Raw genomic sequence first — 22237 nt, 5'->3', positions numbered from 1 at the left:
TTGCCGTCATATGCCGACAAACGCCCTGATCTGGAAGCAGCTCCCTTGATGATTCGACGGCTTTTACCGTTTTTCCTGTTGGGAGCCCTGGCCCTGGGTGGCTGCACGACGGTCAGCGTACCGCGCATTCCCAGCGATGCCCTGCCGGCGACGCAATCGTCATTCGGCCGCTCGATCCAGGCCCAGGCAGCGCCGTACCAGGGGCGTTCGGGCTTCCGCCTGCTGCCCAACAGCAGCGAAGCCTTCATGGCTCGCGCCGAGTTGATCCGCAACGCCCAGACCAGCCTCGACCTGCAGTACTACATCGTGCACGACGGCATCAGCACGCGCATGCTCGTGGATGAACTGCTCAAGGCGGCTGACCGCGGGGTGCGCGTGCGCATCCTGCTGGATGACACCACCAGCGGCGGCCTCGATCAGGTTATCGCCACCCTCGCCGCCCACCCCCAGATCCAGATTCGCCTGTTCAACCCACTGCACCTGGGCCGCAGCACCGGCATCACGCGGACCCTGGCGCGTGCGTTCGACCTGTCGCTGCAACATCGGCGCATGCATAACAAACTGTGGCTGGCAGACAACAGCGTGGCGATCGTTGGCGGGCGCAACCTGGGTGATGAGTACTTCGACGCCGAGCCCAACCTGAATTTCACCGATATCGACATGCTCAGCGTCGGGCCGGTGGCCGAGCAGTTAGGCCACAGTTTCGACCAATACTGGAACAGCGCTCTGAGCAAGCCGATCGACGAGTTCGTCTCCAACAAGCCCTCCAGGCTCGACCTCGCTACTGCCCGCATGCGCCTGGAAGCATCACTGGCCGAATCGCGACAGCAGAACCATGCCTTGTATAACCGCTTGCGTACCTACCAGACCCAGCCACGCATGGACATCTGGCGTCGCGAGCTGATCTGGGCCTGGAACCAGGCGTTGTGGGACGCACCGAGCAAAGTACTGGCCAAGGCTGACCCTGACCCGCGCCTGTTGCTCACCACCCAACTGGCACCGGAGCTGGAAGGGGTCAGCCAGGAGTTGATCATGATTTCGGCGTATTTCGTTCCGGGGCCTTCCGGACTGGTGTACCTGACGGGGCGCGCCGATGCGGGCGTCTCGGTAAGGCTGCTGACCAACTCCCTTGAAGCCACCGACGTACCGGCCGTACACGGCGGCTACGCGCCTTATCGCAAGGCGTTGCTGGAGCACGGGGTGAAACTCTACGAGCTACGCCGGCAACCGGGCGATCCAAGCGCAGGTAGCGGACCACACTTGTTTCGTCGAGGCAGCTTCCAGGGCTCGGACTCCAGCCTGCACAGTAAGGCGATGATCTTCGATCGAAAGAAGTCGTTTATCGGCTCTTTCAATTTCGACCCGCGCTCGGTTCTGTGGAACACCGAAGTCGGCGTGATGGTAGACAGCCCCGAGCTGGCAGAACACGTGCGCAACCTGGCACTGCAAGGTATGGCGCCGGCGTTGAGCTACGAGGCGAAACTGCAGGATGGCCAGCTAGTGTGGGTGACCGAGGACAACGGCCAACTGCACACCCTGACCCGTGAGCCGGGCAGTTGGTGGCGCAGGTTCAATGCCTGGTTCGCCACTTCAATTGGCCTGGAACGCATGCTCTAAGACCAATGAAGCCCACTCCCACAAGTTCAGACCGGTTGCGCTGCTCCAAACGCCCCCTGGCGCAGCAGCAACACCACCAGCCCCAACGCCCCAACTGCCATCAGCAACGGCAACGCATGCCCGCTGATCCACTGGCTGCCCGCTCCGGCCACCAGCGGCCCAACCAGGCAGCCAATGCCCCACAGCTGCGCCACATGAGCATTGGCGCGCACCAGCGCATCGTCGCGGTAACGTTCGCCAATCAAAATCAGCGACAAAGTAAACAATCCGCCGGCACTGGCACCGAACAGCACCCACACCGGCCAGATCAGCAGTGTGTGCATCAACAGCGGCACCGCCAGGCTCGACGCCAGCAACAGCAGGGCACAGCCCAGGAACAGCGTGCGCCGTGAAAGGTAGTCGGCCAGTGCGCCGATGGGCAATTGCAACAGCGCATCACCCACCACCACAGTGCTGACCATCGCCAAGGCGATTTCGGCAGTGAAGCCCTGTTGCAGGCAGTACACCGGCAACAGGGTCAGAATCATCGCTTCAAACGCAGCGAATAATGCCACCGCCCAGGCAATCGCCGGCAGGCTCAGGCAGAACCGCCACAGCTCGCTGAACGTGACACTGAACGCATCCGCCGTCGGTGCCCCGGATCGCCCCAGTAACAGCAGGGGCGCCACCACCAACAGACCCACGCCCACCCAGAAACCGTAGTCATGGTCGGTCCCCATCAGGCCCAGCAACAATGGCCCCGACAGTTGGCTCAAGGCATAGGTACAGCCATACAGCGCCACCAGGCGGCCACGCCACTGCTCCACCACCAACTGGTTGATCCAGCTTTCGCCCAGGATGAATACAATGGTCAGGATTACCCCGATCATCAATCGCAGCACCAGCCACACCGGGTAGCTGGGCAGGATCGCCAGCAGGCCGATGGACACCGCCCCGGCCCACAGGCACAGGCGCATCAGGTTGGCGGTGCCAAGCCAGGACGCCATTCGGCTGGAAACCTTGGCCCCCAGCAATACGCCGAACGCCGGCATCGCCGCCATCACACCGATGGCGAAACTGCCGTAGCCCCAGCCTTCAAGGCGCAGGGATACCAACGGCATGCTGACGCCCAACGCCAGGCCAACGCTGAGTACCGAGGCCAGGACGGCGAAGTAAGTCGCCCAACGCATTGCCACGCTCCTGTGGAGATTTAAAGGTTCACACAAAACAGTGTGGGAGGGGGCTTGCTCCCGATAGCTTGGTATCAGCCACCGCATGTGGTGGCTGGCCTACCGCTATCGGGAGCAAGCCCCCTCCCACATTTGCCTGCGGTGTGCCTGCAGGTTTAGAGCTTGATCCAGGTCGCCTTAAGCTCCGTGTACTTGTCGAAGGCATGCAGCGACTTGTCGCGGCCATTACCCGACTGCTTGAACCCGCCAAACGGCGCGGTCATGTCGCCGCCGTCGTACTGGTTGACCCACACGCTACCGGCACGCAGGGCCTTGGCCGTCAGGTGCGCCTTGGAGATATCCGCCGTCCACACCGCCGCGGCCAGACCGTATTGGGTGTCGTTGGCGATGGTGATGGCTTCTTCGGCGCTGTCAAACGTAATCACCGACAGCACTGGGCCAAAGATCTCTTCCTGGGCAATCTTCATGGCATTGGTCACGCCGTCGAAAATCGTAGGCTCAACGTAAGTCCCGCCGGACTCCTCCAGAGTGCGCTTGCCGCCTGCGACCAGCTTGGCGCCGTCGGCGTGGCCGGCCTCGATGTACGAGAGCACGGTGTTCATCTGCTGCGTATCCACCAGTGCACCGACATTGGTGGCCGGATCCAGCGGGTTGCCCGGCGTCCAGCCCTTGAGCGCCTCGATCACCAGGGGCAGGAAGGTGTCCTTGATCGAACGCTCCACCAGCAGGCGCGAGCCGGCGGTGCAGACTTCGCCCTGGTTGAAGGCAATGGCGCCAGCGGCAGATTCAGCGGCCGCTTGCAGGTCCGGCGCATCGGCAAACACGATGTTCGGGCTCTTGCCGCCGGCTTCCAGCCACACACGCTTCATGTTCGACTCGCCGGAGCGGATCAACAATTGCTTGGCGATCTTGGTAGAACCGGTGAACACCAGGGTATCGACGTCCATATGCACGGCCAGCGCATTGCCCACGGTGTGGCCATAGCCAGGCAATACGTTGAATACGCCTTTTGGAATACCGGCTTCAACGGCCAGGGCAGCAATACGGATGGCCGTCAGCGGGGACTTTTCGGATGGTTTGAGGATCACCGAGTTACCGGTGGACAACGCCGGGCCGAGTTTCCAGCAGGCCATCATCAACGGGAAGTTCCACGGCACGATGGCACCCACCACGCCGACTGGCTCGCGGGTCACCAGCCCCAGTTGGTCGTGCGGGGTGGCTGCGACTTCGTCGTAGATCTTGTCGATGGCCTCGCCGCTCCAGCTCAGGGCATTCGCCGCACCGGGAACGTCGATGTTCAGGGAATCGCTGATGGGCTTGCCCATGTCCAGGGTTTCAAGCAACGCCAACTCTTCGGCATTGGCCTTGAGCAGCGCGGCGAAACGGATCATCACTGACTTGCGCTTGGCCGGCGCCAGGCGCGACCAGACACCGGAGTTGAAGGTGGCACGGGCATTTTCCACGGCACGCTGGGCATCGCTGGCGTCACAGCTGGCAACGCTGGCAAGCAAGCGGCCATCCACCGGGCTGATGCACTCGAAGGTGTCGCCGGAAACGGCGGCGGTGTATTCGCCATTGATATAGGCACGGCCTTCGATCTTCAGATCCTTGGCGCGTTGTTCCCAGTCGGCACGGGTCAGGGTGGTCATGCGAGTGTCCTCCTCTTATTGAATACAAGGGGCCTGGGGTTCATCCCGGCGCCTTCACGAATTCTTGCCCGGCCAGCCTGCTGTTCGGCTCAAGACAGCTGCCACCCTAAACCAGCGCCTGGGGATGTTTCAATATATTTGACATAACGGCGGCAAACGCCCTTGCGATGTTCATTTTAATAAACATAGACTTTGGGTCCTCCAACCCCAGGCCAGACGGGACACGCACATGAGCATCCAGGATATCGTCGATTTCAGCCAAGCCAACACGGCCCCCGACCGCTACCGCCCCGCCGCCGAAAAAGTTCTCAAGGGCGACCCGGAGCAGACACTCTATAACCATTACAACAGTCCGTGCGGGCAGATGAATGCCGGGGTGTGGGAAGGCGAAGCCGGGCAATGGAAGGTCAACTACACCGAACATGAATACTGCGAGATTGTGCAGGGGGTTTCGGTACTGCGCGACGCCGAGGGCAACGCCAAGACCTTGCGTGCTGGCGACCGCTTTGTGATTCCCGCTGGCTTCAGCGGTACCTGGGAAGTACTGGAGCCGTGCCGCAAGATCTATGTGGTATTCGAACAAAAAGCCTGATCAGCACATCACAGGCAAAAAAAAGCCCGCATCGTGAGATACGGGCTTTTTTTCACAAGGAAGAAAATCAATTACTTGATTTTGCCTTCTTTGTAGATCACGTGCTTGCGAACGCGCGGGTCGAACATTTTCTTTTCGAGCTTGTCCGGGGTAGTACGCTTGTTCTTGTCGGTAGTGTAGAAGTGACCAGTACCGGCGCTAGAGATCATTCGAATCAATTCACGCATGATAGAGCTCCTTAGATCTTGCCAGCGGCGCGGATTTCGGCCAGCACGACAGTGATGCCGCGCTTGTCGATGATACGCATGCCTTTGGCAGATACACGCAGGCGAACAAAACGTTTCTCTTCTTCAACCCAGAAGCGGTGATGCTGCAGGTTCGGCAGGAAACGACGACGGGTTTTGTTATTTGCGTGGGAAATGTTATTCCCAGTCACCGGACCCTTACCGGTAACTTGACAGACTCTCGACATGCCTCAGCCCTCTAAAACCACATGCCCAACCCGGCATGGGTTGGCCGCTTAATCTCTCAGTCATTTGGCGCCAGGCGCCGCGTTTCTTTAGGGTCTTACCGGCTACACCTACAAGCGAAGGAACCGGGCCCCTAGAAAAGAGCGCTGCTTTATACCAGAAAGACCCCAGTGCAACAACAGCCCGTGTGTTTTTACCACCGTAAATCTTAGCGGCAGACGCCTGAACCACTGCCAGGAGGGGCCGCTGTGACAGCCGACCGCTCGTCGCACAGAATGATTTACAGCGCCCACAGGCACGGGGAAGTACACGGCGAAACGCGCTGAGGCGCCATCAAAACAGCATTTGGGCCAAAAGCACAGGCAAAAATGGGCTAGTCATTTATCAATCAGACCTCTACGGTAGGCTTTTTCCAGACTGCACTCGCAGATGGGCCTTCGATCTGCACAGGAAACCGAATATGCGCCTCGCTGCCCTACCGCTATTGCTTGCCCCTCTCTTTATCGCGCCGACGGCTATCGCGGCCACCAACCTGAGCGTCTGCACCGAGGCCAGCCCCGAGGGGTTCGATGTGGTGCAGTACAACTCGCTGACTACCACCAATGCCTCGGCAGACGTACTGATGAACCGCCTGGTGGACTTTGACGCAGCTAGCGGCAAACTGGTGCCGAGCCTGGCGGACAGTTGGGAAGTCTCATCCGACGGCCTGACTTACACCTTCAAGCTGCACCCCGGCGTGAAATTCCACCGCACCAACTATTTCAACCCCAGCCGTACGTTGACCGCCGAAGACGTACGCTTCAGCTTCGAGCGCATGCTTGATCCCGCCAACCCGTGGCACAAGATCGCCCAGAGCGGCTTCCCCCACGCCCAATCCCTGCAATTGCCAGCACTGGTCAAGAAGATTGACGCCCTTGACCCATTGACCGTGCGTTTCACCCTCGACCACGCCGACTCCACCTTCCTTGCATCGCTGAGCATGGGTTTTGCCTCGATCTACCCGGCTGAATATGCCGACAAGCTGCTCAAGGCCGGCACTCCCGAGAAGCTCAACAGCCAGCCAATCGGCACCGGCCCGTTCGTTTTCGTGCGTTTTCAGAAAGATGCCGTGGTGCGCTATAAGGCCAACCCGGACTACTTCGCCGGCAAGCCGGCGGTGGATAACTTGATCTACGCCATTACTCCGGATGCCAACGTACGTCTGCAAAAGCTGCACCGCGATGAATGCCAGATCGCACTTTCGCCCAAGCCACTGGATGTGGGCGAGGCCGAAAAAGACCCAGCCTTGAAGGTGGAAAAAACCGCCGCCTTCATGACCGCATTCGTCGCCATCAACAGCCAGCACCCACCGTTGGACAAGCCCGAGGTGCGCCAGGCGATCAACTTGGCCTTTGACAAAAACAGCTACCTCAAGGCCGTATTCGAAGGCACCGCCGAAGCGGCAAATGGTGTCTACCCGCCGAACACCTGGAGCTATGCCCAGGATTTGCCGGGCTATTCACAAAATCTCGCCAAAGCCAAGGCGCTGCTCGACCGTGCCGGGCTCAAGGACGGCTTCAAGACCACGATATGGACTCGTCCTACTGGCAGCCTGCTGAACCCCAACCCGAACCTTGGCGCACAGCTGTTGCAGGCCGACCTGGCCAAGGTCGGCATCCAGGCCGAAATCCGTGTGATTGAATGGGGCGAGTTGATTCGCCGCGCCAAGGCCGGCGAGCATGACCTGCTGTTCATGGGCTGGGCTGGCGACAACGGCGACCCGGATAACTTCCTGACCCCGCAGTTCTCCTGCGCCGCAGTGAAGTCTGGCACCAACTTCGCCCGCTATTGCGACCCCGCGCTGGATAAGTTGATCCGCGCCGGCAAGACCACCAGCGAGCAAGGCGTGCGCACCAAGCTGTATCAACAGGCCCAGACGCAAATCCAGCAGCAGGCCCTGTGGCTGCCGCTGGCACATCCGACGGCGTTTGCCCTGGCCCGCAAGAATGTCGAGGGCTATCAGGTGAGCCCGTTCGGGCGTCAGGATTATTCGAAAGTCAGCGTCAAGCCGTAAAGCGCAACACCCTGCCCTGTAGGCGCGAGCTTGCTTGCGAGGATCGTTAACGATAATGCGAAAACCCTGATGCCCCGCGATATCATCAGGTTTCGCGAGCAAGCTCGCTCCTACAGATACAGGTGTCGTTATATCCACCCGAATTCAGCCATCGACAGCGGGTCACCGTCTCCAACGATGATGTGATCAAGCACGCGCACATCCACCGCCTCCAAAGCCTTTTGCAGCAACTTGGTCAATTTTCGATCAGCTGCACTGGGCTCTACATTCCCGGACGGATGGTTGTGACACAGGATCAACGCCGCCGCGTTGTACGCCAGCGCGCGCTTGACCACTTGCCGCGGATAAACAATCGCGGTGTCGATGGTGCCCTGAAACATTGCCTCAAACCCCAACACCCGGTGTCTTGAATCAAGGAACAGGCAACCAAAAATCTCATGGGGTTCGTGGCGCAGTAGTGCCTTGAGGTATTCGCGCACGGCCAGTGGGCTCTCCAGCACCGAATCAGCGCGCAAGCGCTCGGCCAGGTGGCGCCGGGACATTTCCAGCACCGCCTGCAGCTGGGCAAACTTCGCCGGCCCCAGCCCCAGGTGCTGGCTGAACAGCGTCTGGCTGGCCTCCAGCAGTGGGCGCAAGCCACCGAATTGCACCAATAGATGGCGCGCCAGGTCCACCGCACTTCGGCCGCTAACCCCTGTGCGCAGAAAGATCGCCAACAGTTCAGCATCGGACAGGCTCGCCGCGCCCCCTTCCAAGAGTTTCTCCCGCGGACGCTCCGCCACGGGCCAATCCCGAATACTCATCCCACCTCCATGTATACCTGCTCCGCTGTTGCCCAGCGGGCGCTGTGTTATCGTAGGCGCTCTTTTTTGCGTGCGATTTCACCTGGGGAGGGGTCATCGCAGGCGTCACTGAACTGGCATCACTGAACTGGAAAGGCAAACCAATGCAGCGTCTGTATCGGAAACGCATCGTTCTCGGCGTCGGCGGCGGCATTGCCGCCTACAAGAGCGCAGAACTGGTTCGCAGGCTCCTGGACCAGGGCGCCGAAGTACGCGTGGTCATGACCCGTGGCGGCAGTGAGTTCATCACCCCACTGACCATGCAGGCCCTGTCCGGCCACCCGGTTCACCTGGACTTGCTCGACCCGGCGGCCGAAGCCGCCATGGGCCATATCGAGCTGGCCAAATGGGCCGACCTGGTATTGATCGCCCCGGCCACCGCCGACCTGATCGCCCGCCTGGCCCAGGGCATCGCCGATGACCTGCTGACCACACTGGTATTGGCCACCGACGCCACCGTCGCCATCGCCCCGGCCATGAACCAGGCCATGTGGCGCGACCCGGCTACCCAGGCCAATACCCAACTCCTGCAAAGCCGCGGCCTCAAGGTGTTCGGCCCCGCTTCCGGCAGCCAAGCCTGCGGCGATGTCGGCATGGGCCGCATGCTCGAAGCCACCGACCTGGCACAGTGCGCCGCCGAGTGCTTCCAGCACCTGGCCCTGACCGGCAAGCACGTGTTGATCACCGCCGGCCCGACCCAGGAAAACATCGACCCGGTGCGCTACATCACCAACCATAGCTCAGGAAAAATGGGCTTCGCGTTGGCAGAAGCAGCGGTCGAGGCAGGCGCGCGGGTCACCCTGATCACCGGCCCGGTACATTTACCGACCCCTGACCGCGTCACGCGAATCGACGTAGTCAGCGCCCGGGACATGCTGGCAGCCTGTGAAGCGGCCATTCCCTGCGACCTGTTCATCGCCTCGGCAGCGGTTGCGGATTACCGCCCGGAAGTCGTAGCCCCGCAAAAGCTCAAGAAAGACCCCACAAGCGGTGACGGCCTGCTCCTGCAAATGGTGCGCAACCCCGACATCCTGGCCACCATCGCCACTCGACCGGACCGCCCGTTCAGTGTCGGTTTCGCTGCCGAGACCGAGCACCTGCTGGACTACGCCGCACGCAAACTGAAAGACAAAAACCTCGACCTGATCGTTGCCAATGATGTCGCCAACCCGAGCATCGGTTTCAACAGCGAGGAAAATGCGTGCAGCGTGATCGACCGCGAGTTGCACGCCACCCTTTTCGCCCAGACCAGCAAGGGCAAGATTGCCCGCCAACTGATCTCTTTTATCGCCCAACGGCTGAACCAGGTTTAATTTCCATGCACGCTTTGCAAGCCAAGATCCTCGACCCCCGCATCGGCAACGAATTCCCCCTGCCGGCCTACGCCACTCCAGGTTCCGCCGGCCTGGACCTGCGTGCCATGCTCAAGCAAGACACGGTTCTTGAACCGGGCCAGACCATCCTGATCCCCACCGGCCTGTCGATCTATGTCGGCGATCCTGGCCTGGCGGCACTGATCCTGCCGCGCTCCGGCCTGGGCCACAAACACGGGATCGTGCTGGGCAACCTGGTCGGCCTGATCGACTCAGACTACCAGGGCGAACTGATGGTCTCGTGCTGGAACCGTGGCCAGACCGCCTTCAACATCGCCGTTGGCGAACGCATCGCCCAGTTGGTATTGGTGCCCGTGGTACAGGCGCATTTCGAACTGGTGGAAGAGTTCGACGAAACCCAGCGCGGCGCAGGCGGTTTCGGGCATTCCGGCAGTCACTGACTAAGCTGAATCAGGCCGGACACCCTCGTCCGGCCCGATGCCACCGCCCGGCGCTTCAGGAGGAAGAATGCACGAAACTCATAACTGGATTTTACCTATATAAATCAATGAGCTACGCGACAATTTTGGCAAGCCAAAAGCCCCGATGGCACTTTTACACCACGAACTCTCTGCCGAAAACGCCGTCATACCCTTCAGTTTGAGCCTGCCGGCCAGCCACATTCAGGCCAGCCTTGCCCCTTCCAGATGGAGTTTCCCCCGCGATGAGTACTGCAGCCCGCGTAGCCCCTACCTTCCCCGACAGCATCTTTCGCGCCTATGACATTCGCGGCGTGGTACCCAAGACCTTGACCGCCGAAACCGCCTACTGGATTGGCCGCGCCATCGGCTCCCAGAGCCTGGCCCAGGGCGAACCCAACGTGTCAGTGGGGCGTGATGGCCGCTTGTCCGGCCCCGAGCTGGTCGAGCAACTGATCCAGGGCCTGGCTGACAGCGGCTGCCACGTCAGTGACGTCGGCCTGGTGCCAACACCGGCGCTGTATTACGCCGCCAATGTCCTGGCCGGCAAATCCGGGGTGATGCTCACCGGCAGTCACAACCCGTCGGACTACAACGGTTTCAAGATCGTCATCGCGGGCGATACCCTGGCCAACGAACAGATCCAGGCCCTGCACACCCGCCTGAAAACCAACGACTTGACCAGTGGCACCGGCAGCATTACCAAGGTCGACATCCTCCAGCGCTACTCCGATGAAATCACCCGTGACGTCAAGCTCGCACGCCGCATGAAAGTTGTAGTGGACTGCGGTAACGGCGCGGCCGGCGTGATCGCCCCACAGTTGCTCGAAGCCCTGAATTGCGAAGTGATCCCGCTGTTCTGCGATGTCGACGGCAACTTCCCCAACCATCACCCGGACCCGGGCAAGCCAGAAAACCTGGTGGACCTGATCGCCAAGGTCAAGGAAGTGGGCGCCGACGTGGGCCTGGCCTTCGATGGCGACGGCGACCGCGTGGGCGTGGTGACCGAAACCGGCGAGATTGTGTTCCCGGACCGCCTGCTGATGCTGTTCGCCCGCGACGTGGTGGCGCGCAATGCCAACGCCGAGATCATCTTCGACGTGAAATGCACCCGCCGTCTGACACCATTGATCAAGGAATACGGCGGTCGCCCGCTAATGTGGAAGACCGGTCACTCGTTGATCAAAAAGAAAATGAAGGAAACCGGCGCGCTGTTGGCCGGTGAGATGAGCGGTCACGTATTCTTCAAGGAGCGCTGGTTCGGGTTTGACGACGGTATTTACAGCGCCGCTCGTCTGCTGGAGATCCTCAGCAAGGAAAAATCTACGGCAGAAGAGCTGTTTCAGACCTTCCCGAATGATATTTCTACGCCAGAGATCAATATCCATGTGACCGAGGAGAGCAAATTCAGCATCATTGACGCACTGCATGATGCGCAATGGGGTGAAGGCGCCAACCTGACCACCATTGATGGTGTGCGAGTCGATTACGCCAAAGGCTGGGGCCTGGTACGCGCGTCCAACACCACACCGGTGCTGGTCCTGCGTTTCGAGGCGGATACCGAGGCTGAGCTGCAGCGCATCAAGGACGTGTTCCACGCCCAGTTGAAACGTGTTGCCCCTGATCTCCAATTACCGTTCTGATTTTTTGCCCGGAGCCCTGAATGACCCTCGAACGCGAAGCCGCTGCCAACACCGCCAAGGTCCTGTCCGAAGCGTTGCCTTACATTCGACGCTACGTCGGCAAGACGCTGGTGATCAAGTACGGCGGCAATGCCATGGAAAGCGACGAGCTGAAAACCGGCTTTGCCCGCGACATCGTGCTGATGAAAGCTGTAGGGATCAACCCAGTGGTGGTGCACGGTGGCGGCCCGCAGATCGGTGAACTGCTCAGGCGACTGTCGATCGAGAGCCACTTCATCGATGGCATGCGCGTCACTGACGCGCAAACCATGGACGTGGTGGAAATGGTCCTCGGCGGCCAGGTCAACAAAGACATCGTCAACCTGATCAACCGCCACGGCGGCAGCGCCATCGGCCTGACCGGCAAGGATGCGGAGCTGATCCGCGCGAAAAAACTGACTGTTACCCGCAAGACTCCGGAGATGACCCAGCCGGAAATCATCGATATCGGCCAGGTCGGCGAAGTTATCGGCATCAACACCGATCTGCTGAACCTGCTGGTCAAGAGCGACTTCATCCCGGTGATCGCACCTATCGGTGTGGGCGCCAATGGCGAGTCCTACAACATCAATGCTGACCTGGTGGCGGGCAAGGTGGCTGAAGCACTGCAGGCTGAAAAGCTGATGCTGCTGACCAACATTGCCGGCCTGATGGACAAGGAAGGCAAGGTACTGACCGGCCTGTCCACCCAGCAAGTGGACGAGTTGATCGCCGACGGCACCATCTACGGCGGCATGCTGCCGAAGATCGGTTGCGCACTGGGCGCGGTACAGGGCGGTGTGGGTAGCGCGCTGATCCTGGATGGCCGTGTACCGAATGCGGTGCTGTTGGAGATTTTCACGGATACCGGCATGGGTACACTGATCAGCAACCGCAAGCGTCCTTAACCGCTGCAAATAAAAGGCCCCGCTCAATCCGATTGAGCGGGGCCTTTTTGAATAGAGCGAGAGGACAATGGAGATCCTCCCACACAAACCCATTTCAACAAAAAGTCAGTGTCAGACGCCAAACTGCTCGCGATACGCCCGCACTGCCGGCAAATGCTGCTTGAGCTGCGGATCATCCTCCAGGAACTGCAACACCTGATTCAACGACACGATGCTCACCACCGGAATACCGAAATCCCGCTCCACTTCCTGGATCGCCGACAACTCACCGCTGCCGCGCTCCTGGCGGTTCAAGGCGATCAGCACACCGGCAGCCTTGGCGCCGTCCTGGGACGCGATGATCTGCATCACTTCACGGATCGCGGTGCCGGCTGTGATCACGTCATCGATGATCAGCACATCGCCGGTCAGCGGAGCGCCGACCAGGCTACCGCCTTCACCATGGGCCTTGGCTTCCTTGCGGTTGAAACACCATGGCAGATCCTGCCCATGATGCTCCGCCAGGGCCACCGCTGTAGCCGCAGCCAGGGGAATCCCCTTGTAGGCCGGGCCAAAGAGCACGTCGAAGGAAATACCGCTTTCAACGATGGCTGCCGCGTAGAAGCGACCCAGCTGAGCCAGGGCCGAACCCGAGTTGAACAGGCCCGCATTGAAGAAGTACGGGCTGGTGCGCCCGGACTTGAGAGTGAACTCACCGAAGCGTAGAACGCCGCGATCGATGGCAAAACGAATGAAATCGCGTTGATACGCCTGCATGAAAAAAGCCTCAGATACCACGGATTTAGCTAATTAGGTGGACGGCGTGTATCATACACGCACGCGATTTTTGGGGCCATTTATGCGGATCATCAGTGTGAACGTTAATGGTATTCAGGCTGCAGTCGAGCGTGGTTTGCTCAGTTGGCTGCAAGCACAGAATGCCGACGTCATCTGCCTGCAGGACACCCGCGCCTCCGCCTTTGAACTGGACGACCCAGCCTTCCAACTGGATGGCTACTTCCTTTATGCCTGCGATGCCGAAGTGCCCACCCAAGGTGGCGTGGCTTTGTACTCGCGGTTGCAACCCAAGGCGGTCATCAGCGGCCTCGGCTTCGAGACAGCCGACCGCTACGGGCGTTACCTGCAAGCCGATTTCGACAAGGTCAGCATCGCGACCTTGCTGCTTCCCTCGGGGCAGAACGGCGATGAAGACTTGAACCAGAAGTTCAAGCTAATGGACGACTTCGCCCGTTATCTGGATAAACAGCGACGCAAACGTCGCGAGTACATTTATTGTGGCTCGCTGTACGTGGCGCAACAGAAGCTGGATATCAAGAACTGGCGCGACAGCCAGCAGTCGCCGGGCTTCCTGGCGCCGGAGCGGGCCTGGATGGACGAGATCGTCGGCAACATGGGCTATGTCGATGCCCTGCGTGAAGTCAGCCGTGAAGGCGACCAGTACAGCTGGTGGCCGGACAACGAACAGGCCGAGATGCTCAACCTGGGTTGGCGCTTCGACTACCAGTTGCTGACCCCAGGTCTGCGCCGGTTCGTGCGCAGTGCACGCCTGCCGCGTCAGCCGCGCTTCTCGCAGCACGCGCCATTGATCGTGGACTACGACTGGACATTGACCATCTGAGGTCGTTCTCCAGGCACAAAAAAACCGACATCGCTGTCGGTTTTTTTGTGGCCGGTCGGTTACTTGACCAGGCGCCAGGTCCACGGATAGCGGTAAGCAACGCCTTTGTTGGCCTGGATCCCGGCGATGATCGTCAGTATCAGCGCCCCGATCACCAACACGGTCATCAGCAAAAAGCCGATGACGACGAAGCCCAGCACCAGGCACACCAACCAGGCGATCGCCACGGTAATCTGGAAATTCAGCGCTTCCTTGCCCTGATCATCGATAAGCGGGTCCACGTCCTTCTTGAACTGCCACAGGATCAACGGCCCCAACAAGCTGCCGAAGGGAAATACCAATCCCGCAAACGCCGCGAAGTGACACAGCATTGCCAACTGGCGTACTTCCTTGGACGGTGCCGGAACCGGCAACTGGCTGTCACTCATGGCGTTTCTCCTTGGCACCGGCTCAGTCGGCCAGCGCGGCGTTCTGCAGTTGGAAAATTTCGGTCATGCCTTTCTGGGCCAAGGCCAGCATCGCGTTCAGCTCAGCCGGTTGGAATGGCGCGCCTTCAGCGGTGCCCTGCACCTCGATGAAACCACCGGTGCTGGTCATGACCACGTTCAGGTCAGTCTCGGCGGCCGAATCCTCCAGGTAGTCCAGGTCCAGCACAGGCTCACCCTGGTACATGCCGACCGATACCGCGGCTATCATCTGCTTGAGCGGGTCACCGGCCTTGAGGCCGCCGCGCTTCTTGATCACTTTCAGCGCGTCGACCAGGGCCACCATGGCACCGGTGATGGAGGCAGTACGGGTACCGCCATCCGCCTGGATCACGTCGCAGTCGACGTACAGGGTCACGTCGCCCAGCTTGGACATGTCCAGGGCGGCGCGCAGGGAACGGCCGATCAGGCGCTGGATCTCCAGGGTGCGCCCGCCTTGCTTGCCACGGCTGGCTTCACGCTGGTTACGCTCGCCAGTGGCGCGCGGCAGCATGCCGTATTCAGCGGTCAACCAACCCTGGCCCTGGCCCTTTAGGAAGCGCGGCACGCCGTTTTCGACGCTGACGGTGCAGATCACCTTGGTATCGCCAAACTCGACCAGTACGGATCCCTCGGCGTGTTTGGTGTAGTTGCGGGTGATGCGGATCGAGCGGAGCTGATCGGCAGCGCGACCACTTGGACGTTTCATAGGGGATACCTGTACTAAGGACGAAAAACTGCCGAGCATTATAGAGCCGCCAGCCGATTCGGGGCACTTCTAAAAATTCGGTTACGAATGCGCATGTTTGGGCGCCTCTTGCGCACTGCGCTACAATCCTGCGCCTCTCGACTGTAGAAGCGAGCTTGCTCGCGAAAAACATTAACGATAACGGGGGCTTCCTGGTTCAGCGCGGCGCCCTTGGGTTCTTCGCGAGCAAGCTCGCTCCTACAGGTCGACCTGCCAATCTCTACTTATCCAACACGAGGTACCTCCATGGTGCACAGCATGACCGCCTTCGCCCGTGTCGAAAAAGCCGGGGCCCAAGGCACCCTCAGCTGGGAATTGCGCTCGGTCAACAGCCGTTACCTGGAGCCGCACCTGCGTCTGCCGGAGTCGTTCCGCGACCTCGAAGGCGCTGTCCGTGAAGCGCTGCGCCAGGGCATTTCCCGTGGCAAGCTGGAATGCACCCTGCGCTTTACCGAAGAAACCACCGGCAAACCGTTGCAGGTCGACCGCGACCGCGCCGCGCAACTGGTGGCCGCCGCCGAAACCATTGCCGGCCTGATCAAGCAACCGGCCGCACTGAACCCTCTGGAAGTGTTGGCCTGGCCCGGTGTGCTGGTGGCCGACGCAGCTGACCCGCAAGCCTTGAATGCCGAAGCCCTCGCCCTGTTCAACCATGGCCTGAAGGAACTCAAGGCCGGCCGCGAGCGCGAAGGCGCCGAACTGGCTCGCCTGATCAACGAGCGCCTGACCTCGATCGAAGCAGACGTGATCACCCTGCGCGAACTGGTGCCGCAGATGCTCGCCACCCAGCGCCAGAAGATCCTCGATCGCTTCACCGACATGAAGGCCGACCTCGACCCGACGCGCCTGGAACAGGAAATGGTCCTGCTCGCACAGAAGAGCGATGTGGCCGAAGAGCTCGATCGCCTGAGCACCCACATCCTTGAAGTGCGCCGCGTCCTCAAATCTGGCGGTGCCGCCGGTCGGCGCCTGGACTTCCTGATGCAGGAACTCAACCGCGAAGCCAATACACTGGGCTCCAAGGCGTTCGATCCGCGCAGTACCACGGCCGCGGTCAACCTCAAAGTGTTGATCGAGCAGATGCGCGAACAAGTACAGAATATTGAGTAAGGCAACCTCCATGACCCACAGCACCGGCACCCTTTACATCATTTCCGCCCCTTCGGGCGCGGGCAAGAGCAGCCTGGTCAAAGCCTTGACCGACGCTGACGAGCAGATCCGCATCTCGGTGTCCCACACCACCCGCGCCATGCGCCCGGGCGAGGTCAATGGCGTGCACTATCACTTCGTCGAGCGCACCGAGTTCGTCAAGATGATCGAACATGGCGACTTCCTCGAACGTGCCGAAGTCTTCGGCAACCTCTACGGCACCTCCCAAAGTCACTTGCAGCAAACGCTGGACGAAGGCCACGACCTGATCCTGGAAATCGATTGGCAGGGCGCCGAGCAAGTACGCCAGCTGATGCCCAAGGCTCGCTCGATCTTCATCCTGCCGCCGTCGCTCGAAGCCTTGCACCAGCGCCTGACCAACCGCGGCCAGGACAGCGACGAGATCATCGAAGGCCGCATGCGCGAGGCCGTCAGCGAAATGAGCCACTACGTCGACTACGACTACCTGATCATCAATGACGATTTCGCCCAGGCCCTGGACGATTTGAAGGCGATTTTCCGCGCCAATCAGCTCCAGCAAAAGCGTCAACAGCAGCGTTTCGGCAAATTACTTGCCGAACTGCTCGGCTGACTGGCTCTTCCCAAAAGCGCTGCAAGGGCCTTACATTGGCACTTGCAGCGGTTTTGCGAGGGTCTGCGAAAAATCAGCGCTTCCCTAAACGCTGGTGATTTTTTAAACTGCTCAGTCCGCTCGCCCAACCGGGCAGCGCGCATCTTGCATTCGCTCCGAGGAATACCATGGCCCGCGTAACCGTTGAAGACTGCCTAGAACACGTGGATAACCGCTTTGAGCTGGTCATGCTCTCTACCAAGCGTGCCCGTCAACTGGCCACTGGCGGCAAAGAGCCTCTGGTCCAGTGGGAAAACGACAAGCCTACCGTTGTAGCCCTGCGTGAAATTGCTGAAGGCCTGATGAGCTACGAGTTCATCGCCAACGCCGAAATCGTTGAAGACGAGCCGCTGTTTGCAGCGTTCGAAGGCGAGTCCAACGAGGACGTCTAAGCCTATGCCTGGTCGACGTAGCACGGCGCGGGGTCACAGCCATCGGCAGGAGTTCACACTTTGCCGAGCATAGACGCCCTCGCCGATCGCTTATCGACCTACCTCGGCCCAGACCAGGTCAACCTGGTCCGCCGAGCGTATTTCTACGCCGAACAAGCCCACGACGGCCAACGCCGCCGCAGTGGCGAGGCGTATGTCACCCATCCACTTGCAGTGGCAAATATTCTTGCCGACATGCACATGGACCATCAGAGCCTGATGGCCGCGATGCTGCATGACGTGATCGAAGACACCGGCATTGCCAAGGAAGCGCTCAGCGCGCAATTTGGCGAAACCGTGGCCGAACTGGTCGACGGGGTCAGCAAACTGACCCAGATGAACTTCGAGACCAAGGCCGAAGCCCAGGCGGAAAACTTCCAGAAGATGGCCATGGCCATGGCCCGGGATATCCGGGTAATCCTGGTCAAGCTGGCCGACCGGCTGCACAACATGCGCACGCTGGAAGTGCTGTCCGGCGAAAAACGCCGGCGCATCGCCAAGGAAACCCTGGAAATCTACGCGCCCATCGCCAACCGGCTGGGCATGCACGCCATTCGCATCGAATTCGAAGACCTCGGCTTCAAGGCCATGCACCCGATGCGTTCGGCGCGCATCTACCAGGCGGTCAAGCGCGCCCGGGGCAACCGCAAGGAAATCGTCAACAAGATCGAAGAGTCTCTGAGCCATTGCCTGGCGATCGACGAAATCGAGGGCGAAGTCAGCGGCCGGCAGAAGCACATCTACGGCATCTACAAGAAGATGCGCGGCAAACGCCGGGCCTTCAACGAGATCATGGACGTGTATGCGTTCCGGATCATCGTCGACAAGGTCGATACCTGCTACCGCGTGCTGGGTGCTGTGCATAATTTGTACAAACCCCTGCCGGGCCGCTTCAAGGACTATATCGCGATCCCCAAGGCCAACGGCTACCAGTCGCTGCACACCACGCTGTTCGGTATGCATGGCGTGCCCATCGAGATCCAGATCCGCACCCGCGAAATGGAAGAGATGGCCAACAACGGCATCGCCGCGCACTGGCTGTACAAATCCAGCGGCGACGAGCAGCCAAAGGGGACGCATGCCCGCGCCCGCCAGTGGGTCAAGGGCGTGCTGGAAATGCAGCAACGTGCCGGCAATTCCCTGGAATTCATCGAAAGCGTGAAGATCGACCTGTTCCCGGACGAGGTCTACGTGTTCACGCCCAAGGGCCGCATCATGGAGCTGCCAAAAGGCTCCACGGCGGTCGACTTTGCCTACGCGGTGCACACCGACGTCGGCAACAGCTGCATCGCCTGCCGCATCAATCGGCGTCTCGCGCCGCTGTCGGAACCGCTGCAAAGCGGCTCCACGGTTGAGATCGTCAGTGCTCCAGGCGCACGCCCAAACCCGGCGTGGCTCAACTTCGTGGTCACCGGCAAGGCACGTACGCATATTCGCCATGCCCTGAAACTGCAGCGTCGTTCCGAGTCCATCAGCCTGGGCGAACGCCTGCTGAACAAGGTGCTCAACGGCTTCGACAGCGCCCTGGACAAGATCCCGCAGGAACGCGTGCAAGCGATGCTCCACGAATACCGCCAGGAAACCATCGAAGACCTGCTGGAAGATATCGGCCTGGGCAACCGCATGGCCTACGTGGTCGCCCGCCGTCTGCTGGGCGAAGGCGAACAGCTGCCGAGCCCGGAAGGCCCGCTGGCGATTCGTGGTACCGAGGGGCTGGTGCTCAGCTACGCCAAATGCTGCACGCCGATCCCTGGCGACCCGATTGTCGGGCACTTGTCCGCGGGCAAAGGCATGGTGGTGCACCTGGACAACTGCCGCAACATCACCGAAATCCGCCACAACCCGGAAAAATGCATCCAGCTCTCGTGGGCCAAGGATGTCACCGGCGAATTCAACGTCGAACTGCGGGTGGAGCTGGAACACCAGCGCGGGCTGATTGCCTTGCTGGCCAGCAGCGTCAACGCCGCCGACGGCAACATCGAGAAAATCAGCATGGACGAACGTGATGGTCGCATCAGCGTGGTCCAACTGGTGGTCAGCGTGCATGACCGCGTGCACCTGGCCCGCGTGATCAAGAAACTGCGTGCCTTGACTGGAGTCATCCGCATCACCCGTATGCGCGCATGACCCTTCAGATCACTCATCACCCATTACAAGGAGTCACTCATGACCAAGACAGTTATCACCAGCGATAAAGCCCCAGCCGCCATCGGCACCTACTCCCAGGCGATCAAGGCGGGCAACACCGTCTACATGTCCGGCCAGATCCCACTGGACCCAAAGACCATGGAACTGGTTGAAGGCTTCGAAGCCCAGACCGTACAAGTCTTCGAAAACCTCAAGTCCGTGGCCGAGGCCGCCGGCGGTTCGTTCAAGGACATCGTCAAGCTGAACATCTTCCTCACCGACCTGAGCCACTTCGCCAAGGTCAACGAGATCATGGGCAAGTACTTCGAACAACCCTACCCAGCCCGCGCCGCTATCGGCGTCGCCGCCCTGCCAAAGGGCGCACAGGTTGAGATGGACGCCATTCTGGTCATCGAGTAAAACACCCGGCGCAGCTCCCAACAGGCTGCGCCGACTTCGTTTCAGAAGGATTTCGTAATGCGCAAAGCGCTTGTAGCCTCTTCGTTGCTCGCCCTGTTGCTGGGCGGCTGTGCCAGCAATCCCGCCGACCTGGATGTGAGCGGTACCTGGATCAACCAGGCCGCCATCGATGCGGCAGCCAAGGGCGGCCCTTTGCGTGAAGCCCTGCAGTCCTATGGCCCCAACCTTGAGTGGGAGGTCAACACCAAGGCTTTGCAGGCGCGTTACTACAATGGTTTTGAAGTAGCGGAAGGGAAGTTGTCGGGCGAGAAGCCCGGCGCCTGGAGCGTGGATTTCTACGGCAGCTCCGCCACCGAACTCAAGCGCAAAGGCAAACAACTGCTGCAAGTGGCCAATGACAATGAGCCAGAGCAACTGTTCGGCCGCGCTGAAGCGCCAGCCCCCGAAGGCGCGCCATTGGGCGCCAACTTCGAGCGGTCACTGTACGCAGCCTACATGGGTGGCGACTGGAAGATCACCGACGGTACCGGCAGCGGCGCCACGGTGCAGTTCCAGGCTGATGGCAAGGTCGCCGGCCTGCCTGGCGTTGATCGTTACTCGCTGTGCCTGGCGGGTGATTGCGCCTCCATGAGCGGCGGCTACGACAGTATCTGGCTGCAACTGAACGGCCAGGGCAACCCGTGGATCTTTGCGCGCAAAGGTGAGCAACTGGAAATCTTCCAGGCGATCAATACCGCGCAGGCCGATGAAGTGCCTCAGTTCACCCCAGGCCCGCGCCAGTGGCTGCTTGAAAAGCCATAACAGCATCACCTGAATCCAAATGTGGGAGGGGGCTTGCTCCCTCCCACATTCTCAGATTGATTTCAGCCCTTGAGTATCGCGGCATACCCTTCACGATAGGTCGGATACTTGGGCACCCAACCAAGGGCCTTTACCCTGGCATTGCTGCATTGCTTGCTGCCCGCACGCCGCACACTGGCGTCATCAGCCCATTCGGTCACACCCAGGTACTCGCGCAACCAGCCCACCACCTCGGCCAATGGCGCCGGCGCATCGTCGACACCGATGTAGACTTTGTCCAATGTACCGCCCTGCTCTACGTGGCGCAGTAAAAACGCCAGCAGCCCGGCCGCATCGTCGGCGTGAATCCGGTTGCCATATAAAGGCGGGTCAATCGCCACCCGATAACCTTGGCGCACCTGGGTCAACAACCACTCACGCCCCGGACCGTAAATCCCGGTCAGCCGCACGACACTGGCGGGAATGCCGCTGTCGAGCGCCACTTGCTCTGCCTCCAGCATCACCTGCCCGGAATAACCCTTCGCTTGCGTCTCTGACATTTCGTCGACCCACTCACCGTTCTGCTGCCCATACACGCTGCTGCTGGATACGAACAACAGGTGTTTCGGCTCCTGGCCGTAGTCCTTCAACCACTCAAGCACATGCTGCAGCCCTTGCACGTAAGCGGCGCGATAGCCGGCTTCGTCGTGGTCGGTGGCAGCGGCGCAATACACCAGATAATCCACTCCACCAATGGGCCAGGTGTCAGGGCAGTCTTTGTCGAACAGGTCGCCGGCGATGCCAATCACCCCCTCGGGCAGGCGCGAAATATCGCGGCGCAGGCCATGAACCTCCCATTCCGAGGCCAGCAATTGGCTAGCCAGCCGACTACCCACATCGCCGCAACCGGCAATCACAACAGAAGGCACAGACATCACAAAACTCCGTTCTTAAAGGCGCAGATTAGCCGCCAGACATGACCAGCGGCCAGAAAAAGCACAAATAAAGTTACTGTATTACTTCTGTTAACAAGAATTACTTGCAATAATAACCACCCATTTGTCCTCGACCCCTTGGGTCTGGAAGGACGATCACCCATTTTTTCTCTCAGGTCCG

Annotated in this window: 22 protein-coding genes and 1 pseudogene; 14 read left to right on the top strand and 9 right to left on the bottom strand. The window is 60.3% G+C overall.

The annotated features are described in order from the left end of the window. The first annotated feature begins 48 nt into the window (after positions 1–48). A complete protein-coding gene (locus KVH01_RS05855) occupies positions 49–1617 on the top strand; it encodes a phospholipase D family protein (RefSeq protein WP_217880753.1) in 1569 nt (522 codons plus the stop codon). Between the two features lie 26 nt (positions 1618–1643). Here KVH01_RS05855 and KVH01_RS05850 read toward each other — a convergent pair whose 3' ends face one another. Both KVH01_RS05850 and KVH01_RS05845 read right to left on the bottom strand, forming a co-directional pair. Continuing rightward, positions 1644–2786, bottom strand: coding sequence for an MFS transporter (locus KVH01_RS05850; RefSeq protein ID WP_217880752.1), 1143 nt, complete (start codon positions 2784–2786; stop codon positions 1644–1646). Positions 2787–2941: 155 nt separating this feature from the next. Continuing rightward, a complete protein-coding gene (locus tag KVH01_RS05845) occupies positions 2942–4435 on the bottom strand; it encodes an aldehyde dehydrogenase (protein WP_217880751.1) in 1494 nt (497 codons plus the stop codon). Positions 4436–4664: 229 nt separating this feature from the next. Here KVH01_RS05845 and KVH01_RS05840 point away from each other — a divergent pair, with 229 nt between their 5' ends. Next, entirely contained in the window at positions 4665–5027 is a 363-nt protein-coding gene (locus KVH01_RS05840; protein WP_217880750.1) for a cupin domain-containing protein, read from the top strand. Between the two features lie 71 nt (positions 5028–5098). Here KVH01_RS05840 and rpmG read toward each other — a convergent pair whose 3' ends face one another. Both rpmG and rpmB read right to left on the bottom strand, forming a co-directional pair. Next, positions 5099–5254 (bottom strand): 50S ribosomal protein L33, encoded by a 156-nt coding sequence (rpmG, locus tag KVH01_RS05835; RefSeq protein WP_003176906.1) that lies wholly within the window; start codon positions 5252–5254, stop codon positions 5099–5101. Between the two features lie 11 nt (positions 5255–5265). After that, positions 5266–5499, bottom strand: a complete 234-nt coding sequence (gene rpmB / locus KVH01_RS05830) for a 50S ribosomal protein L28 (RefSeq protein WP_003176907.1) — start codon at positions 5497–5499, stop codon at positions 5266–5268. Positions 5500–5957: 458 nt separating this feature from the next. Here rpmB and KVH01_RS05825 point away from each other — a divergent pair, with 458 nt between their 5' ends. Continuing rightward, complete coding sequence (locus tag KVH01_RS05825) at positions 5958–7550, top strand: ABC transporter substrate-binding protein (protein ID WP_217880749.1); 1593 nt, start codon at positions 5958–5960, stop codon at positions 7548–7550. 128 nt (positions 7551–7678) lie between these two features. On the opposite strand, the gene radC is transcribed toward KVH01_RS05825, so the two are convergent. Continuing rightward, positions 7679–8353: a RadC family protein gene (gene radC / locus KVH01_RS05820; RefSeq protein ID WP_217880748.1), complete on the bottom strand. Its 675-nt coding sequence runs from the start codon at positions 8351–8353 to the stop codon at positions 7679–7681. Between the two features lie 143 nt (positions 8354–8496). Between radC and coaBC the strand changes: the two genes are divergently transcribed. From coaBC to argB, 4 genes and pseudogenes are all read left to right on the top strand, one after another. Then, entirely contained in the window at positions 8497–9705 is a 1209-nt protein-coding gene (coaBC, locus tag KVH01_RS05815; protein ID WP_043048060.1) for a bifunctional phosphopantothenoylcysteine decarboxylase/phosphopantothenate--cysteine ligase CoaBC, read from the top strand. Between the two features lie 5 nt (positions 9706–9710). Beyond that, positions 9711–10166, top strand: coding sequence for a dUTP diphosphatase (dut, locus tag KVH01_RS05810; protein ID WP_003213270.1), 456 nt, complete (start codon positions 9711–9713; stop codon positions 10164–10166). Between the two features lie 254 nt (positions 10167–10420). Then, a pseudogene (locus KVH01_RS05805) lies at positions 10421–11827 on the top strand (phosphomannomutase/phosphoglucomutase); the annotation flags it as partial. Between the two features lie 20 nt (positions 11828–11847). Beyond that, positions 11848–12753 carry an acetylglutamate kinase gene (gene argB, locus KVH01_RS05800; protein WP_057023331.1) on the top strand — a complete coding sequence of 302 codons (906 nt, stop codon included), beginning with the start codon at positions 11848–11850 and terminating at the stop codon, positions 12751–12753. Positions 12754–12864: 111 nt separating this feature from the next. On the opposite strand, the gene pyrE is transcribed toward argB, so the two are convergent. Next, positions 12865–13509 (bottom strand): orotate phosphoribosyltransferase, encoded by a 645-nt coding sequence (gene pyrE, locus KVH01_RS05795; RefSeq protein WP_217880747.1) that lies wholly within the window; start codon positions 13507–13509, stop codon positions 12865–12867. Between the two features lie 82 nt (positions 13510–13591). On the opposite strand from pyrE, the gene KVH01_RS05790 reads away from it, so the two are divergent. Beyond that, complete coding sequence (locus tag KVH01_RS05790) at positions 13592–14371, top strand: exodeoxyribonuclease III (protein WP_003195493.1); 780 nt, start codon at positions 13592–13594, stop codon at positions 14369–14371. Positions 14372–14430: 59 nt separating this feature from the next. On the opposite strand, the gene KVH01_RS05785 is transcribed toward KVH01_RS05790, so the two are convergent. Beyond that, positions 14431–14799 carry a DUF4870 domain-containing protein gene (locus tag KVH01_RS05785; RefSeq protein WP_043048064.1) on the bottom strand — a complete coding sequence of 123 codons (369 nt, stop codon included), beginning with the start codon at positions 14797–14799 and terminating at the stop codon, positions 14431–14433. Between the two features lie 22 nt (positions 14800–14821). Beyond that, positions 14822–15544: a ribonuclease PH gene (gene rph, locus KVH01_RS05780; protein WP_043048066.1), complete on the bottom strand. Its 723-nt coding sequence runs from the start codon at positions 15542–15544 to the stop codon at positions 14822–14824. 285 nt (positions 15545–15829) lie between these two features. Between rph and KVH01_RS05775 the strand changes: the two genes are divergently transcribed. From KVH01_RS05775 to KVH01_RS05750, 6 genes are all read left to right on the top strand, one after another. After that, on the top strand, positions 15830–16693 hold the full coding sequence (locus tag KVH01_RS05775) for a YicC/YloC family endoribonuclease (protein ID WP_217880746.1): 864 nt from the start codon (positions 15830–15832) through the stop codon (positions 16691–16693). Between the two features lie 10 nt (positions 16694–16703). Continuing rightward, complete coding sequence (gmk, locus tag KVH01_RS05770; RefSeq protein ID WP_217880745.1) at positions 16704–17324, top strand: guanylate kinase; 621 nt, start codon at positions 16704–16706, stop codon at positions 17322–17324. 167 nt (positions 17325–17491) lie between these two features. Next, positions 17492–17755, top strand: coding sequence for a DNA-directed RNA polymerase subunit omega (gene rpoZ / locus KVH01_RS05765; RefSeq protein WP_003195508.1), 264 nt, complete (start codon positions 17492–17494; stop codon positions 17753–17755). A gap of 60 nt (positions 17756–17815) precedes the next feature. Further along, entirely contained in the window at positions 17816–19921 is a 2106-nt protein-coding gene (gene spoT / locus KVH01_RS05760; RefSeq protein ID WP_015886535.1) for a bifunctional GTP diphosphokinase/guanosine-3',5'-bis pyrophosphate 3'-pyrophosphohydrolase, read from the top strand. 39 nt (positions 19922–19960) lie between these two features. After that, entirely contained in the window at positions 19961–20341 is a 381-nt protein-coding gene (locus tag KVH01_RS05755; protein ID WP_003176922.1) for a RidA family protein, read from the top strand. A 57-nt stretch (positions 20342–20398) separates the two neighbouring features. Beyond that, a complete protein-coding gene (locus tag KVH01_RS05750) occupies positions 20399–21142 on the top strand; it encodes a hypothetical protein (protein WP_217880744.1) in 744 nt (247 codons plus the stop codon). Positions 21143–21204: 62 nt separating this feature from the next. Here the strand turns inward: KVH01_RS05750 and KVH01_RS05745 are convergent, their stop codons facing one another. Then, entirely contained in the window at positions 21205–22056 is an 852-nt protein-coding gene (locus KVH01_RS05745; protein WP_217880743.1) for an SDR family oxidoreductase, read from the bottom strand. Between the last annotated feature and the right edge of the window lie 181 nt (positions 22057–22237).

Source organism: Pseudomonas khavaziana, from assembly GCF_019145205.1.
GTDB lineage: Bacteria > Pseudomonadota > Gammaproteobacteria > Pseudomonadales > Pseudomonadaceae > Aquipseudomonas > Aquipseudomonas khavaziana.
This window is presented reverse-complemented; position numbering and strand designations above follow the sequence as displayed.

What these genes read in the sequence shown, in the direction of transcription:
- KVH01_RS05855 (WP_217880753.1), top strand. Translation starts at nt 49, where the DNA reads ATGATTCGACGGCTTTTACCGTTTTTCCTGTTGGGAGCCCTGGCCCTG.
- KVH01_RS05850 (WP_217880752.1), bottom strand. Translation starts at nt 2,786, where the DNA reads ATGCGTTGGGCGACTTACTTCGCCGTCCTGGCCTCGGTACTCAGCGTT.
- KVH01_RS05845 (WP_217880751.1), bottom strand. Translation starts at nt 4,435, where the DNA reads ATGACCACCCTGACCCGTGCCGACTGGGAACAACGCGCCAAGGATCTG.
- KVH01_RS05840 (WP_217880750.1), top strand. Translation starts at nt 4,665, where the DNA reads ATGAGCATCCAGGATATCGTCGATTTCAGCCAAGCCAACACGGCCCCC.
- rpmG (WP_003176906.1), bottom strand. Translation starts at nt 5,254, where the DNA reads ATGCGTGAATTGATTCGAATGATCTCTAGCGCCGGTACTGGTCACTTC.
- rpmB (WP_003176907.1), bottom strand. Translation starts at nt 5,499, where the DNA reads ATGTCGAGAGTCTGTCAAGTTACCGGTAAGGGTCCGGTGACTGGGAAT.
- KVH01_RS05825 (WP_217880749.1), top strand. Translation starts at nt 5,958, where the DNA reads ATGCGCCTCGCTGCCCTACCGCTATTGCTTGCCCCTCTCTTTATCGCG.
- radC (WP_217880748.1), bottom strand. Translation starts at nt 8,353, where the DNA reads ATGAGTATTCGGGATTGGCCCGTGGCGGAGCGTCCGCGGGAGAAACTC.
- coaBC (WP_043048060.1), top strand. Translation starts at nt 8,497, where the DNA reads ATGCAGCGTCTGTATCGGAAACGCATCGTTCTCGGCGTCGGCGGCGGC.
- dut (WP_003213270.1), top strand. Translation starts at nt 9,711, where the DNA reads ATGCACGCTTTGCAAGCCAAGATCCTCGACCCCCGCATCGGCAACGAA.
- argB (WP_057023331.1), top strand. Translation starts at nt 11,848, where the DNA reads ATGACCCTCGAACGCGAAGCCGCTGCCAACACCGCCAAGGTCCTGTCC.
- pyrE (WP_217880747.1), bottom strand. Translation starts at nt 13,509, where the DNA reads ATGCAGGCGTATCAACGCGATTTCATTCGTTTTGCCATCGATCGCGGC.
- KVH01_RS05790 (WP_003195493.1), top strand. Translation starts at nt 13,592, where the DNA reads ATGCGGATCATCAGTGTGAACGTTAATGGTATTCAGGCTGCAGTCGAG.
- KVH01_RS05785 (WP_043048064.1), bottom strand. Translation starts at nt 14,799, where the DNA reads ATGAGTGACAGCCAGTTGCCGGTTCCGGCACCGTCCAAGGAAGTACGC.
- rph (WP_043048066.1), bottom strand. Translation starts at nt 15,544, where the DNA reads ATGAAACGTCCAAGTGGTCGCGCTGCCGATCAGCTCCGCTCGATCCGC.
- KVH01_RS05775 (WP_217880746.1), top strand. Translation starts at nt 15,830, where the DNA reads ATGGTGCACAGCATGACCGCCTTCGCCCGTGTCGAAAAAGCCGGGGCC.
- gmk (WP_217880745.1), top strand. Translation starts at nt 16,704, where the DNA reads ATGACCCACAGCACCGGCACCCTTTACATCATTTCCGCCCCTTCGGGC.
- rpoZ (WP_003195508.1), top strand. Translation starts at nt 17,492, where the DNA reads ATGGCCCGCGTAACCGTTGAAGACTGCCTAGAACACGTGGATAACCGC.
- KVH01_RS05755 (WP_003176922.1), top strand. Translation starts at nt 19,961, where the DNA reads ATGACCAAGACAGTTATCACCAGCGATAAAGCCCCAGCCGCCATCGGC.
- KVH01_RS05750 (WP_217880744.1), top strand. Translation starts at nt 20,399, where the DNA reads ATGCGCAAAGCGCTTGTAGCCTCTTCGTTGCTCGCCCTGTTGCTGGGC.
- KVH01_RS05745 (WP_217880743.1), bottom strand. Translation starts at nt 22,056, where the DNA reads ATGTCTGTGCCTTCTGTTGTGATTGCCGGTTGCGGCGATGTGGGTAGT.